This is a genomic window from Kitasatospora sp. NPDC058162 (assembly GCF_042884005.1).
Classification (GTDB): domain Bacteria; phylum Actinomycetota; class Actinomycetes; order Streptomycetales; family Streptomycetaceae; genus Kitasatospora.
In genome coordinates, this window is record NZ_JBHVUS010000043.1 from 1 (window position 1) to 14,402 (window position 14,402).

At 72.4% G+C, this 14,402-nt stretch carries 13 protein-coding genes; 2 read left to right on the forward strand and 11 right to left on the reverse strand.

Features of this window, described 5'->3' with window-relative positions:
• Positions 1-418: 418 nt before the first annotated feature.
• Complete coding sequence (gene tyrS / locus ACFVXG_RS40440; protein ID WP_387935406.1) at positions 419-1,690, reverse strand: tyrosine--tRNA ligase; 1,272 nt, start codon at positions 1,688-1,690, stop codon at positions 419-421.
• Between the two features lie 298 nt (positions 1,691-1,988).
• On the opposite strand from tyrS, the gene ACFVXG_RS40445 reads away from it, so the two are divergent.
• A complete protein-coding gene (locus ACFVXG_RS40445) occupies positions 1,989-2,519 on the forward strand; it encodes an HNH endonuclease (protein WP_387935304.1) in 531 nt (176 codons plus the stop codon).
• A gap of 39 nt (positions 2,520-2,558) precedes the next feature.
• Here the strand turns inward: ACFVXG_RS40445 and ACFVXG_RS40450 are convergent, their stop codons facing one another.
• The 7 genes from ACFVXG_RS40450 to ACFVXG_RS40480 form a co-directional block, all read right to left on the reverse strand.
• The gene (locus tag ACFVXG_RS40450) at positions 2,559-4,526 is read right to left on the reverse strand and encodes a PQQ-binding-like beta-propeller repeat protein (protein WP_387935306.1); all 1,968 of its coding nucleotides are present in this window, start codon (positions 4,524-4,526) and stop codon (positions 2,559-2,561) included.
• Between the two features lie 104 nt (positions 4,527-4,630).
• Positions 4,631-4,936 carry a 4a-hydroxytetrahydrobiopterin dehydratase gene (locus ACFVXG_RS40455; protein WP_387935308.1) on the reverse strand — a complete coding sequence of 102 codons (306 nt, stop codon included), beginning with the start codon at positions 4,934-4,936 and terminating at the stop codon, positions 4,631-4,633.
• Between the two features lie 56 nt (positions 4,937-4,992).
• Complete coding sequence (locus ACFVXG_RS40460) at positions 4,993-5,172, reverse strand: DUF1272 domain-containing protein (protein ID WP_387935310.1); 180 nt, start codon at positions 5,170-5,172, stop codon at positions 4,993-4,995.
• A gap of 74 nt (positions 5,173-5,246) precedes the next feature.
• Positions 5,247-6,005 (reverse strand): sulfite exporter TauE/SafE family protein, encoded by a 759-nt coding sequence (locus tag ACFVXG_RS40465; RefSeq protein WP_387935312.1) that lies wholly within the window; start codon positions 6,003-6,005, stop codon positions 5,247-5,249.
• A 193-nt stretch (positions 6,006-6,198) separates the two neighbouring features.
• The gene (locus tag ACFVXG_RS40470) at positions 6,199-7,251 is read right to left on the reverse strand and encodes an SPFH domain-containing protein (protein WP_350506797.1); all 1,053 of its coding nucleotides are present in this window, start codon (positions 7,249-7,251) and stop codon (positions 6,199-6,201) included.
• Between the two features lie 10 nt (positions 7,252-7,261).
• On the reverse strand, positions 7,262-7,684 hold the full coding sequence (locus tag ACFVXG_RS40475; protein ID WP_350506796.1) for an NfeD family protein: 423 nt from the start codon (positions 7,682-7,684) through the stop codon (positions 7,262-7,264).
• A gap of 116 nt (positions 7,685-7,800) precedes the next feature.
• The gene (locus tag ACFVXG_RS40480) at positions 7,801-8,592 is read right to left on the reverse strand and encodes an ABC transporter ATP-binding protein (protein WP_387935314.1); all 792 of its coding nucleotides are present in this window, start codon (positions 8,590-8,592) and stop codon (positions 7,801-7,803) included.
• A 148-nt stretch (positions 8,593-8,740) separates the two neighbouring features.
• Here ACFVXG_RS40480 and ACFVXG_RS40485 point away from each other — a divergent pair, with 148 nt between their 5' ends.
• On the forward strand, positions 8,741-9,544 hold the full coding sequence (locus ACFVXG_RS40485; protein WP_387935316.1) for a hypothetical protein: 804 nt from the start codon (positions 8,741-8,743) through the stop codon (positions 9,542-9,544).
• A gap of 14 nt (positions 9,545-9,558) precedes the next feature.
• Here the strand turns inward: ACFVXG_RS40485 and ACFVXG_RS40490 are convergent, their stop codons facing one another.
• The 3 genes from ACFVXG_RS40490 to ACFVXG_RS40500 form a co-directional block, all read right to left on the reverse strand.
• Entirely contained in the window at positions 9,559-10,212 is a 654-nt protein-coding gene (locus ACFVXG_RS40490) for a response regulator (protein ID WP_387935318.1), read from the reverse strand.
• Positions 10,205-11,401 carry a GAF domain-containing sensor histidine kinase gene (locus ACFVXG_RS40495; RefSeq protein ID WP_387935320.1) on the reverse strand — a complete coding sequence of 399 codons (1,197 nt, stop codon included), beginning with the start codon at positions 11,399-11,401 and terminating at the stop codon, positions 10,205-10,207. Before ACFVXG_RS40495 ends, ACFVXG_RS40490 begins: the two co-directional genes overlap by 8 nt.
• 214 nt (positions 11,402-11,615) lie before the next feature.
• On the reverse strand, positions 11,616-14,234 hold the full coding sequence (locus ACFVXG_RS40500; protein WP_387935322.1) for an FHA domain-containing protein: 2,619 nt from the start codon (positions 14,232-14,234) through the stop codon (positions 11,616-11,618).
• Positions 14,235-14,402 lie beyond the last annotated feature (168 nt).

Consider the following 14,402-nt stretch of genomic DNA (forward strand, 5'->3'; position numbering starts at 1 on the left):
TGGCACGCTGTTGAGTTCTCAAGGAACGGACGCTTCCTTCGGACCGCCTTCCAGCGGGCCCTCCGGGCGCTTCGTTCTTTCGTGTTTCAAGCTTATCAGATGTTTTCCGCTCCGTTTTCCGGAGTTTCATTCATCCGATTTTCCGAACTGGTCGGGCCACTTTTCGCGACGACCACCACTTTAGCGCATTTCAAGAGTTACTCGAAATTCACGCCCACACCCTGCCGACGAATACGCCGACGAACCCAACTGAATGGGCTTCGAAGTTTGAGAGTGGGTCTTGCTGAGTGGGGTGGCCGCTCCAGCGACTCGTTCAACACTAGGCCACCTGGAGGACATCGTCAAACGTAGAGGGCGGGATCCGGCTGGATCCCGCCCTCGTTAGTCGAAGCCGCAGCTCAGCGGCATCGGTTTTCGGTCACGCCGACGCCGACACCAGCTCCGCCGCCGCCAGGTTGCGCTTGCCGCGGCGCAGCACGAGCCAGCGGCCGTGCAGCAGGTCGGCCTCGGCCGGCACTGCCTCCTCATCCGTCACCTTGACGTTGTTGAGGTAGGCGCCGCCCTCCTTGACCGTCCGACGGGCGGCCGAGCGGCTCGGCGCCAGGCCGACGGCGACCAGCAGGTCGACGATCGGCTGGAGCTCGGTGACCTCGGCCTTCGGGACCTCGGCCAGGGCCGCGGCCAGGGTCGGGGCCTCCAGGTCGGCCAGGTCGCCCTGCCCGAACAGGGCCTTGGACGCGGCGACCGCGCGCTCGTACTGGTCGGCGCCGTGCACCAGCGTGGTGAGCTCCTCGGCCAGGGCGCGCTGGGCGAGGCGGGCGGCGGGGCGCTCGGTGGTCTCGCGCTCCAGCTCCTCGATCTCCTCCTTCGAGCGGAAGCTGAAGATCCGCAGGAAGTTGGAGACGTCTCGGTCGTCCGCGTTCAGCCAGAACTGGTAGAAGGCGTACGGGGTGGTCAGCTCGGGGTCGAGCCAGACCGTGCCGGACTCGGTCTTGCCGAACTTGGTGCCGTCGGCCTTGACGATCAGCGGCGTGGCCAGCGCGTGCACGGACTTCGCGTCGGCCTTGCGGATCAGGTCCGTGCCGGCGGTGAGGTTGCCCCACTGGTCGCTGCCGCCGGTCTGCAGGGTGCAGCCGTAGCGGCGGTTCAGCTCCAGGTAGTCCATGCCCTGGAGGATCTGGTAGCTGAACTCGGTGTAGCTGATGCCCGCGTCGGAGTTGAGCCGTCGGGCGACGGCCTCCTTGGCGATCATGTTGTTGACGCGGAAGTACTTGCCGACGTCGCGCAGCAGGCTGATCGCCGACATCCCGGAGGTCCAGTCCAGGTTGTTGACCATGCGCGCCGCGTACGGGCCGTCGAAGTCGAGGAAGCGCGAGATCTGGCCGCGCAGGCGGTCGACCCAGGCGGCCACCGTCTCGGGGTCGTTGAGTACCCGCTCGGCGGTGGGCTTCGGGTCGCCGATCAGGCCGGTGGCGCCGCCGACCAGGCCGAGCGGGAGGTTCCCCGCCTGCTGGATGCGGCGCATGGTGAGGATCTGCACCAGGTTGCCGAGGTGCAGGCTGGGGGCCGTCGGGTCGAAGCCGCAATAGAACGTGACCGGGCCGTCCGCGAACGCCTTGCGCAGTGCGTCCTCGTCGGTGGACAGGGCGATCAGCCCACGCCACCGCAGCTCGTCGACGATGTCCGTCACGGTCACGCTTCTCCTTCGATCGGGCGTCCGCCCGCTGTCGGCCCGGTTCGGTTCGGTCGGGCCCCGGGTCGGTACAACTCCAGCCTGATAGAGCCTACGCGGTTCCGGCCAGCGAGTTTTCCCCGAGGCCCCGGGTCCGTTCGCCGGTGGCCCTCCCCCGGGTTCCTCCCCGATACCGGAAATTCCGTTGTTAGTCGGCTGTGGGCCCATTCAGAGTGGTTTCACCGCCGCGCGGCGGCAGTGACGTGTGTGGAGACGGTCGTGCCGCCGTGGCACGCCCGTGGGAAGGGTGTGCCGAGTGCGCAACACGCTGGTTCTGAACGCGAGCTACGAGCCCCTGACGACGGTGTCGCTTCAGCGCGCCGTCGTCCTGGTGCTCCAGGACAAGGCGGTGGTGGAGCAGGCGCATCCGCTGCGCTCGATCCGGGGGACGGGCGTGGCCGTTCCGGTGCCCCGGGTGATCAGACTGCAGAGGTACGTGCGGGTGCCGTTCCGACAACAGGCCCCGTGGTCGCGGCGGGGGGTCCTGGCCCGTGACCAGCACCTGTGCGCGTACTGCGGGCGCCGGGCCACCACGGTGGACCACCTGCACCCGAGGTCGCGCGGTGGTGAGGACAGCTGGATGAACACCGTGGCCGCGTGCGCGGAGGACAACCAGCGCAAGGCGGACCGGACGCCCGAGCAGGCCGGGATGAAGCTGCTGCGGCGCCCGTTCGTGCCGACGCCGCAGGCCACCCTGATGCTGGCGCTCGGCCTGCGCGTCTCGGAGGCCCGGGAGCTCGCCGACTGGCTGCCGGCCGTACCGGGGCAGCCCGTCACGGCGGCCTAGCCGCGCCGAGGGCGGGGCGGGGGCGCGGCCGGGGCGGGCTCAGCCCTTCGCCTGGTAGCCCGCCGCCGTGCCGTAGTTGGCGGCGTGCTCGGGCACCACGACCACCTGTCCGCCGCCGATCAGCACCCGCCCGGAGAGCAGCAACGAGCCGGTGCCGGGCGGGAAGTTGCCGCCGACCGCCTCCTGGCCGCCCGCCAGCGGGAAGCGGCCGAGGCGGGCGGGCTGGTCGCGGCGCTCGTCCGCGGCCAGCACCAGCGAGCCGCCGTCGATGCCGACGGCCCGGGCGGTGCCCTTGGCGGCGGTGGGCGCCTTCCAGCGCTGCTTGCCGGTGTCCAGGTCGTAGCCGACCGCGGACACCGGCCCGCCGGGGCTCGTCGGGGTCATCGCGGCGACCATCGTGCGGCCCTCGAAGAAGACCTCGGGGGTGGCCGAGAACGTTCCGTGGGTGACGGCCAGCCGGCCGCCGTCGGTGACCACCGGGATCTCCGCGGCCGGGTCGCCGGCGGCTCCCCAGGCGAACACCCGGTCCTCCTCCGGCTTCGCGCCGGTGGTGAGCACCACGGCGGGCTCGGCGGAGAGCACGGTGACCGTCTTCGGCTGGTTGTTCAGGCCCCGCCACCAGCCGACCTTGCCGTCCGCCGCGTTCAGCGAGACGGCCTGGTCGGCGGGCGTGGAGTCGGCGCAGGTGGAGGCGATCAGCACGGTCTTGCCGGTGACGCCCCCGGACAGGGTGCAGAACTTGCCCTGGCCGGTGTACTGCCAGACGTCCTTCCCGTCGGCCGCCGCCCAGGCCACCGCCCGGTCGTCGCCGACCGCGACCACCATGTCCTCGGTGACGCCGATCCGCGCCGAGTAGGCGTCCTTGACGTCCGAGAGGGTCTTGGTCCAGGCGGTCTTGCCGGTCTTGGTGTCCACGGCGGCGACCAGGGTGCAGGGGCTCTTCGGGTCCGCCTGCGGCCGGAACAGGGCCGCGCCCAGCCCGGCCTGGTTCACGCCGGCCGACAGCCCGCACGGGACGGCCCCGGCCGCCGGGGGCTCGACCGACCAGGTCGGCTTGCCCGCCGTCCGGTCGTAGGCGTGCACGCCGGAGCCGTCGGCGCGGACCACCGCGTCGGCCAGCAGCCAGCTGCCGACCAGGGTGTCGTCGCCGGCGGGCTGCGCGGCGGCGACGGGCTGCGCGGACCAGGCCTTGGTGTGCGCCACCGTGAACCCGGGCTCGCCACCACTGGTCGCGGCCGCACTGCCGCCGCCCTCGGCGCCGACCGTCAGCGCGGCGGTTATCAGCACCCCGAGCGCGGCCACCCCGGCACCGGCCCGCACCAGCAGGGCCCGCCGACTGGGGACGTGCTCGCCGGTCAGGACGGCCGACCGGACCTTGTCCACCAGCGAGGCGGAAGAGGGGACGGAGGAACCGCCGTCACCGCGCCGAGCCGCCCGCGAGCGCGCGGCGGGCCCGGCGGACTCGCCGCGCTCGGCGGCCTCGCCGGCCCGGTCACCGCTCTCCTCGACGGCGGTCGCCGACTCCGCGGCGGGCTCCTCCAACTGCACGTAGCCGTCGGCCGAGTACTCCGCCCCCGCCGGGACGTACAGCCCGTCGTCCGCGGGCTGTACCTGCGCCTGCCCCTGCACCTGCGCCGCCGCAGGGGCGTACGGCTGCTGCCCGTGGTCCGGGTACTCCGGATACGGCTGCTGGTACGGCTGGTACGGCTCCTGCCCCTGGGCGTAGCCGCCCTCGACGTACCCGGTCTGCCCGTAGCCGCCCTGCTGCCCGTACGCCGACGGGTCGTACGCGGGCTGCCCGTACCCGCCCTGCTGCCCGTACGGCTGCTGGTCGTACTGCTGCTGGTCGTACTGCGGCGCCTGCTGCCACGGCCCGTGCGGGTCCGGCTGCTGCCACTGGGCCGTCGGCTGCTGCGGGTCGTGGTACCCCGGCCAGCCCTGCTGCGGGCCGTCGGGGTACCACGGCTGCTGCTGGGCGTGGGGGTCTCCGAAGGGCTCCTGAGCCACCGTTCCGTCCCTCCCTGCCCCCGCTGCCTGCCGATCGCGGCAGTCAGCATCTCACGCCCGCCCCGGCGGGCCGCCCGGGCCCTCGGCGGGGGCGGGGTCGGGCCTCAGGCCGCGGACTCGGCGCGCAGGGCGTCGTCGATGCGGGCGGCGAGGGTGAAGTCCAGGCCGGTGAGCCCGCCGGCGCTGTGGGTGGAGAGCACGAAGCGCACGGTGCGCCAGCGGATGTCGATGTCGGGGTGGTGGTCCAGCGCCTCGGCCTGTTCGGCGACGGCGACGACCACCCGGATCGCGGCCGGGAAGTCGGGGGCGTCGGCGCTGCGGACGATGCTGTCGCCTTCCCGGCTCCACAGCGGCACGGCGGTCAGGGCCGCGCCGATCTCGTCCTCGCTCAGTCGTGCCCTGTTGCTCATCGGTGCGCTCCGGGGGTCGTCGGTCGGGTGCCGGTCAGCGACCGGCCGCTCGCCGGTCAGGCGGCCTTCCGGCGCGGACGGACCACCAGTTCGCCGCCGCAGTTGGGACAGTCGGCGGCCATGGCCTCGGTGCAGTCGGCGCAGAAGGTGCACTCGTAGGAACATATCGAGGCGGGGCCGTCGGCGGTCAGCGACACCTCACAGCGCTCGCAGATCTCGCGCATCTCCAGGGCCATGGCACACTTCTCCGATTCACGTACGGTCAGTCGGTCCGACGTACGATCCCACAGCCGTCCGACGCCCGGTCAATTCAGCTCAGCAGCAGCTTGGTGACGGCCGCGAGCCCGACCACCACGATGACCCCGCGCAGCGCGGCCGGCGGGAGGCGGCGGCCGACCTTGGCGCCGATCAGGCCGCCGACCAGCGAGCCCGCCGCGATCAGCCCGGCGGCCGTCCAGTTCACCGTCGAGGTGAACAGGAAGAACAGCGCGGCGACCCCGTTGACGATCAGCGCCAGTGAGTTCTTCACCGCGTTGATCCGCTGCAGCTCCTCCTGGAGCAGCATGCCCATCAGCGCCATCAGCAGGACGCCCTGCGCGGCGCCGAAGTAGCCGCCGTAGATGCCGGTGAGGAACACCCCGGCCAGCAGCACCGGGCCGCCGTCCGGATCGCCGTCGGCGCGGCGCCGGGCCGCGACGGCCTTGGCCACCCGGGGCTGGACCACCACCAGGACGAGGGCGAGCAGGATCAGCGCCGGGACGATCGCGTCGAAGGCGCCCTTGGGCAGCTCGATCAGCAGCAGCGCGCCGAGCAGCCCGCCGAGCAGCGAGGCGGTGCCCAAGCGGCGCAGCCGGCGGCCCTGGCCGACCAGTTCCCGGCGGTAGCCGAACACGCCGCTGAGCGAACCGGGCACCAGGCCGAAGGAGTTGGACACGTTGGCGGTCACCGGCGGGATGCCGACGGCGAGCAGCACCGGGAAGGTGATCAGGGTCCCGGAGCCGACGATGACGTTGATCATCCCGGCACCGACGCCGGCCACCAGGACGGCGATCGCCTCCCAGAGCGTCATGGGTCACCTCTCCTCGTGGTCCTGTTCGACGTGATCATGCCGGACCGCGCACCGGCCGGACCAGGCCTGCCCACGATTCGGGACGTACGCCACACCGCCCCACCGTCGAAGCGCCGCACCGCCGAGGACCCGGGAAAACGCCGGGGGCCCGCCACCACCAGGCAGCGGGCCCCCGACCGGAGAACTCGTCCGATCACTCCGGGTCGATCTTGCGGTACTCCCGCGCCGGGTCCACCCGGGGGCGGGCGGCGCCCTTCTCGACGTCCACCGGCCGCGGCCCGGCCGCCGGGTCGAGCGGCACCTGGGTGGCCGCCGGGGGCGCCTGCGGGACGCTGGGCGCCGCCACCGCGCCGCCGTTCATGCCGCCGCCGTTGCCGGTCAGGCCGCCGAAGGCGCCGCCGAGGCCCTTGAGCGCGTCGCCGACCTCGCTGGGGATGATCCAGAGCTTGTTGGAGTCGCCCTTGGCCAGCTCGGGCAGGGTCTGCAGGTACTGGTAGGCGAGCAGCTTCTGGTCGGCGTCGCCGTCGTGGATGGCCTCGAAGACCGTCCGGATCGCGGCCGCCTCACCGTCGGCGCGCAGCACCGCGGCCTGCGCCTCACCCTCGGCCCGGAGCACGTCCGCCTGCTTCTCACCCTCGGCCTTGAGGATCTGCGCCTGGCGCTGGCCCTCGGCGGTGAGGATCGCGGCGCGCTTGTCACGGTCGGCGCGCATCTGCTTCTCCATCGAGTCCTGGATGGAGGTCGGCGGCTCGATCGCCTTGAGCTCGACGCGGTTGACCCGGATGCCCCACTTGCCGGTGGCCTCGTCCAGCACCCCGCGCAGACCGGCGTTGATGACCTCACGCGAGGTCAGGGTGGACTCCAGGTCCATCGAGCCGATGATGTTGCGCAGCGTGGTGACGGTCAGCTGCTCGATGGCCTGGATGTAGCTGGCGACCTCGTAGGTGGCGGCCCGGGGGTCGGTGACCTGGTAGTAGATGACGGTGTCGATGTTGACCACCAGGTTGTCCTGGGTGATCACCGGCTGCGGCGGGAACGGCACGACCTGCTCGCGCAGGTCGATCCGGTTGCGGACCCGGTCGATGAACGGCACGACGATGTTCAGCCCTGCGTTGAGCGTCCGGGTGTAGCGGCCGAAGCGCTCCACGATCGCGGCGCTGGCCTGCGGGATGACCTGGATCGTCTTGATCAGCGCGATGAAGGCCACCACGACCAGGACGACCAAAACGATAAGGACGGGTTCCACGGACTCTCCCCTAGACGACCAGGGCGGTCGCGCCCTGGATTTCGACGACGTCGACCTGCTGCCCGGGCTGGTAGACCTGGTCCGGGTGGAGCGCGCGGGCCGACCAGATCTCACCGTTGAGCTTGATCCGACCGCCCTCCCCGTCGACGGTTTCCGCGACGACCGCGGTGGCGCCCTGGAGCGCCTCGATGCCCATCTTGACCTGCGGGCCCTTCTGGAGCTGCCGGTAGGCGATCGGACGCACGAAGGCCACCAGCGCGACCGAGACCACCAGGAAGGTCACGGCCTGGAGGACCACCCCCGCGCCCAGTCCGGCCGCGCCGGAGGCCACCAGCGCGCCGATCGCGAACATGGCGAACTCCGGCATCGCGGTGAGCACCAGCGGTATGCCGAGCGCTGCGGCGGCCAGGAGCCACCAGGTCCAACTGTCCACACGACCATCCTAGGGAGGGAAGGGCCTTCGAGGCGGACAGTTCCCGCAGGTCGAGGGGCGGAAACCGGTCGCACGTGCGACCGGTTCCGACAGGCCCGAAGTGGACAGACCCGGGGTCAGCCCAGCGGCAGTCCCTGCGCCGACCAGCGGTCGCCGTGGCGCTCCAGGGTGAGCGGCAGGCCGAAGCACTTGGAGAGGTTGCGGGCGGTCAGCTCGGTGTCGATCGGGCCGGCCGTGAGCACCTTGCCCTGGCGGATCATCAGCACGTGGGTGAAGCCGGGGGCGATCTCCTCGACGTGGTGGGTGACCATCGCCATAGCCGGCGCGAACTCGTCCTGGGCCAGCGCGCCGAGCCGGCGGACCAGGTCCTCCCGGCCGCCGAGGTCCAGGCCGGCCGCCGGCTCGTCGAGCAGCAGCAGCTCGGGGTCGGTCATCAGGGCGCGGGCGATCAGGGTGCGCTTGCGCTCGCCCTCGGAGAGGGTGCCGAACTTGCGGCCGGTCAGGTTGGTCATGCCCATCCGGTCGAGCAGCGCGAGGGCACGGCCCTCGTCGGACTGCTCGTAGGACTCCTGCCAGCTGACCGTCATGCCGTAGGCGGCGGTGAGCACGGTCTGCAGCACGGTCTGCTCGGCCGGCAGCTTGTCGAACATCGAGGCGCCGGCCAGGCCGATCCGGGAGCGCAGTTCGAAGACGTCGATCTCGCCCAGCTTCTCGCCCAGCACCGAGACCTTGCCCGAGGTCGGGAAGAGGTACGAGGAGGCGATCTGCAGCAGGGTGGTCTTGCCCGCGCCGTTCGGGCCCAGGATGACCCAGCGCTCACCCTCGGAGATGGACCACGAGACCTGGTCGACCAGCGCGCGCCCCTCCCGGACCACGGATACGTCCACCAGCTCCAGCACGTCGCTCATGCCTACGCCTTCCCCAAATACATCAATGTCGGCCGTCGGTGCGGGCGGCGGGCCACTCCGGCAGCCGGTGGGCACGGGGTGGGTGCGCCGCACGCGCATGGGCAAACCTACGCCACGCGGATGACCGCCGATTCCGTAGGCTGGCCGGATGCTCGCGACTCCTGCCGACAATCCGTACGAAGAGCCCCGTTCGGGGCGGCTGACCGCCTGGGGCAACGCCCTGCTGACCGGCCTGGTGCCGCCGGACAACGCCGCCGCGGCCGTGCTCGGCGCCGACGAGGGCCACCGGGTGATCGGACTGCCCGGGGACGCGCCGGGCGAGCAGCACGGGCTGACCTGGGCGCTGGGGCGGCTGCGGGTGCTGGGTGTGAAGGGGCTGCGGCTGGCGCTGCCCTCGGCCGGGCACCCGCTCGGACTGACCGGGCCGGCGGCCTTCAACCAGCGGGCCATGGACGCGGGCGAGGCCGTGCTCGCGGTGGGGGTGCCGCTCGGGCTGGTGCCGGAGATCACGGTGTTCGGCCCGGAGGGCGACCGCTCGGCCACCGTGCTGTGGCGCTGCGCCGAGGTCGAGGACGCCCCGCCGGCCGACGTGCCCTCACTGCACGAGGCCGAGCGCGAGCTGGCGGACGGGCTGCGCGAGGCGACCCTGCTGCTGACCCGGCTGGACGTGGCCGGTGCCGGCCCGGAGGCGCTGCGCGCCCTGGAGGCGTACCGCCGGCGCGGCCACGCCGAGCTGCTGGCCCCCGGCTACCCGCCGCGCGCCGTCCGGGTGCTGGAGTCGGCCCGGCAGGTGTCCGCCCTGCTCGCGATCGCCTCGGGCGGCCACGGCGCGGCCGTGAGCGCCTCCGAGATGGCCGCCCGGCAGTCGGTGCTGGCCCCCCTGCGGCGCACCGCCCGGCGGGCCCAGGTGGCCGCCTACAACGCCCTGGTGGACGAGCGCGAGGAGCGCTAGGAGCGCTAGGAGTACTACGCGCGGGCCTCGCCGTTGCGGACGGCCCACAGCGCGGCCTGGGTGCGGTCGGCGAGGTCCAGCTTCATCAGGATGTTGGAGACGTGGGTCTTCACCGTCTTCTCCGACAGGTGCAGGCTGCGGGCGATCTCCCGGTTGGAACGGCCGTCGGCGATGTGGCCGAGCACCTCGCGCTCGCGCTCGGTCAGGGTGCCGCCGCGGCCCTGCGGGGCGCGCGGGCCGTCGTCGGCGAGCAGCGCCTCGGCCAGTTCGGGCTGGAGCAGCACGTGGCCGGCGTGCACCGAGCGGATCGCCCCGGCCAGCGCCTCCGGGTCCACGTCCTTGTAGACGTACCCGGCGGCGCCGGCCCGCAGCGCGGGGACCATGGTGCGGTGCTCGGTGAAGCTGGTGACGATCAGGATCCGGGCCCGGCTGCCCCCGTCCTTGAGGGTGCGCAGCGCCTCGATGCCGTCGACGCCGGGCATCTTGAGGTCCATCAGGACGACGTCCGGGTCCAGTTCGCGGGCGCGGTCGACGCCCTCGGCCCCGTCGGCGGCCTCCCCGACCACCTCGATGTCGTCCTGGACCTCCAGGAAGGTGCGCAGTCCGCGGCGGACCACCTGGTGGTCGTCGACCAGCAGGACGCGGATCGACGGCGTGTTCTCAGGCACCGGGGACCTCCATCTCGACGAGCGTCCCCTTGCCGGGGGCGGACTCCAGGGTGAGCGTGCCGCCGACTGCGGCCGCGCGGTCGCGCATCGAGGCCAGGCCGAGGTGGCGGCCGGCCCGGCGGACGGACTCGGGGTCGAAGCCCCGGCCGTCGTCGCGCACCCGCAGCACGGCGCCGCGGGCGGGGGTGCCGGCCAGGGTGACGGTGACCCGTCCTGCGCCGGAGTGGCGCAGCGCGTTGTGCAGCGCCTCCTGGGCGACCCGCAGCAGCGCGGCCTCCTGGGCGGGCGGCAGGGCGCGGACGCCGTCGGCGGCGAAGGCGAGGTCGGCGGTGTGGGCGCGGTCGAGGACCTGCACCTGGGAGGCGAGGGTGGCGCTCAGCCCGTCCTCCTCCAGGGCGGCGGGGCGCAGTTCGACCACCACGGCGCGCAGTTCGTCGGCGGCCTCGGCGGCGAGCCGGGCGACCTCCTCGAGTTCGGCGCGGGCCCGGGCCGGGTCGCGGTCGACGAGCTTGGCGGCGGCCTTGGCGGTCAGGCGCAGCGAGAAGAGCTTCTGCGAGACGGCGTCGTGCAGGTCGTGGGCGATCCGGGCGCGCTCGCCGGCCAGGGTGAGTTCCCGACTGCGTTCGTACAGCCGGGCGTTGGAGAGGGCGAGGGCGGCGTGGGCGGCTAGGATCCGCAGCAGTTCCTCGTCGTGGTCGGTGAACAGGCCGCCGCCGCGCTTGTTGGCGAGGAAGATGACGCCCATCACCCGCGGTTCGTCCTCGGCGGCCTCGGTGTCGAGGACCGGCATGCCGAGGAAGGCGTCCATCTCGGGGTGGGCGGCCGGCCAGCCCTCGAAGGCGGGGGCCTTGCGGACGTCGGTGAGGCGGGTGGGGCCGGTCTCGTGCAGCAGTTCGGCGAGCACGCCGTGCTGGCGGGGCAGCGGGCCGATCGCCCGCCACTGCTCGTCGGTGACGCCGTCGACCACGAACTGGGCGAAGCCGCCGTGGTCGTCGGGCACGCCGAGGGCCGCGTACTCGGCCCCGAGCAGGTCGCGGGCGGAGGCGGTGATGCGGCGCAGCACCTCGCGGACCTCCAGGTGGCGGCTCATCGCGAGCAGGGCCTGGCTGACGGCTTCGATGCCGGCCAGCGGGTCGCAGGCGGCGGGCGGGCCGGCGGGGGTCCGGGGGTCACCGGTCGGGCTGGGCATACCGCCAAACTACCGCCGCCGCGGGGGCGTCCGCGTCGGTCCCCGGCCGGTCCGGACGCAGGTCCGGGGACCTAGGCCGGTGGGCCCGCCACCGCCGTCCCGGTGGGCCCGGCACCGCCGTCCCGGAGGGCCCGGCACCCCAGCCCCGGAGGGCCCGCCGGGAACGCGGAAGGGCGCTCCCCCGTACGGGGAGAGCGCCCTCGGGCGGAGCCCGTCAGCCCTTCTGCATGACCTCCGGCTCGTGCCGGCGCTGCAGCCGGGTCACGATCACGCCGATCACGACCGAGATGACGATCAGCACGGCCGCGTCGATCGACCACTGGGCGACGCTGTGGGTCCACAGCGGGTCGTAGTTGGGGTTCTGGAAGTCCTTGTTCCAGGGGCCCATCAGGTGCGACAGGTCGAGCGTGGTGGACACCATGCCGGTGCCCCAGCGGGCCGGCATCAGCCAGGCGACCTGCTCCAGGCCGGGCTTGCCGAAGATCTGGAAGAGGCAGCCGGTGAAGACGACCTGGACGATGGCGAACATGACCAGCAGCGGCATGGTCTTCTCGGCGGTCTTCACCAGCGCGGAGATCATCAGGCCGAACATCATCGCGGCGAAGCTCAGCAGGATCATGCCGATGGTCATCTCGATCATCGGGATGTTCTTGACGATCAGGCCGTGCTCGGGGAGCTTGCGCGGCAGGAAGCCGACGGCGGAGATGATCGCGCCCTGGATCACCGAGAAGACGCCCAGCACGATGATCTTGGACATCATGTACGCCGACCGGGACAGGCCGGTGGCCCGTTCCCGTTCGTAGATCGCCCGTTCCTTGATCAACTCTCGGACGGAGTTGGCCGCCCCGGAGAAGCAGGCGCCGATCGCCAGGATCAGCAGGATCGTCGCGGCCCCGTTGTTGAGGTGGAGCTGGGTCTTCGGGTTGGGCGCGAGCCCCGGTTCGTTGGGGATCAGCACGCTGACCGCGCCGATGACCGCGGGCAGCAGCACCGACAGCGCCAGGAAGCCGCGGTCCGAGGCGAGCACCGACATGTAGCGGCGCATCAGGGTCCACAGCTGCGAGCCCCAGCTCTGCGGCTTGGGCGGCTTGATGGCCTCCTGGGCGACCTGGACGTGCTGCACCTCGCCCGCCTCGACGGTCGGGGCGGAGTACTGCTGGTAGTGCACCGAACCGCGGTAGCGGCCGGCCCAGTCGTGCTCCGGGTAGTTCTCGAAGGCCTGGAAGACGTCCGCCCAGGTCTCGTACCCGAAGAAGTGCAGCGCCTCGTCCGGCGGGCCGAAGTAGGCCACCGAACCGCCCGGCGCCATCACCAGCAGCCGGTCGCAGAGCGCGAGTTCGGCCACCGAGTGGGTGACGACCAGGATCGTGCGGCCGTCGTCGGCGAGGCCGCGCAGCATCTGCATGACCTCGCGGTCCATGCCCGGGTCGAGGCCCGAGGTGGGCTCGTCCAGGAAGATCAGCGAGGGCTTGGTGAGCAGCTCCAGGGCGACCGAGACGCGCTTCTGCTGACCGCCGGAGAGTGCGGTGATCTTGTTGTCGGCGCGCTTGTCCAGGCGCAGCTCGTACAGCACCTCGTCGATCCGGGCGTTGCGCTCGCTGGCCTCGGTGTCGCCGGGGAAGCGCAGCTGGGCCGCGTACTTGAGGCCCTTCCGCACGGTGAGCTCGCGGTGCAGGATCTCCGACTGCGGCACCAGGCCGATCCGGGAGCGGAGTTCGGCGAACTGCTTGTAGAGGTTGCGGCCGTCGTACAGCACCTCGCCGCGGTCGGCCGGGCGGTAGCCGGTGAGGGCGCGCAGCAGGGTCGACTTGCCGGAGCCGGACGGGCCGATGACGGCCACCAGGGACTTCTCCGGGACGCCGAAGCTGACGTCGTTGAGCAGGATCTTCTTGCCGCCCTTGTGCTCGACCTCGACGGTCAGGTGGCGGGCGGAGAAGGAGACCGCGCCGTTGTCGACGAACTCCTGCAGCTGGTCGCCGACCAGCTGGAAGCCGGAGTGGCCGACGGTCAGCCGGTCCTGCGGGCCCATCAGCTGGCGCTGCACCCGCTGGCCGTTGAGGAAGATGCCGTTGTGGCTGCCGAGGTCGACGATCTCGTAGCGGCCGTCCGGCAGTTGGCGCAGCTCGGCGTGGTGGCGGGAGACCTGGAGGTCGGACACCACGATGTCGTTGTCCAGCGCGCGGCCGATCCTGACGGTGCGCATGCCGGCCGTCAGGTTGCGGATCATCGTCGGCTGGGGGCCGCCGTCGTGCTGCGGCGGGGCGGGGAAGCCCTGCTGCTGCGGGAAGCCGCCGTGCTGCGGGGCCTGCTGGTCCTGCGGCTGGAACTGCGGCTGGAACTCCTGCGGGGCCTGCTGCTGCGGCACGTACTGCTGCGGGGGCTGCTGGCCCGGCCAGGCCTGCTGCGCCTGCGGCGGCTGCTGCTGGTACGGGTCCTGGCCCGGCCAGGCCTGCTGCGGGCCGGGCTGCTGGGGCGCCGGGGCGGGGCTGCGGCTGGTGACGGCCTCGTGCACCGGGGTGGGCTGCGGGGCGGCGGCGTGGGCGGGCGCGGAGAAGGCGAGTCGGGGGCCGTTCTCCGGGTTGCCCAGGTTCACCACGGCACCGGGGAACAGCTGGGCCTGCATGGTGCGGGCGCCGGCCACGTAGGTGCCGTTGGTGCTGCCGTGGTCGTCCAGCTGCCAACCGTTGCCGTTGAAGCTGATGGTCCCGTGCTGCCAGGACACCCTGGCGTCGTCGAACGTGAAGTCCGACTGCGGGTTGCGTCCGATGGTGTAGGACCGCCCGGGCTCTAGAGTCCGCTGCTGTCCGTTGATCTCAATGACGAGTTGCGGCACTGCTGGCCTGCCCCGCTCTCTCGGTTCCCCCGATTTGGCCCCCGGCCGGGGGTGCGCTGTTCCTCTGACTGACGGGGGGAATCATTCCAGTCCGTCGTCCGCGGGTGAAAGTCACCCCGGGTGACTGTGACCAGGCTGCTACCCGCGGCGGTCGGCCGGATGCGAAGC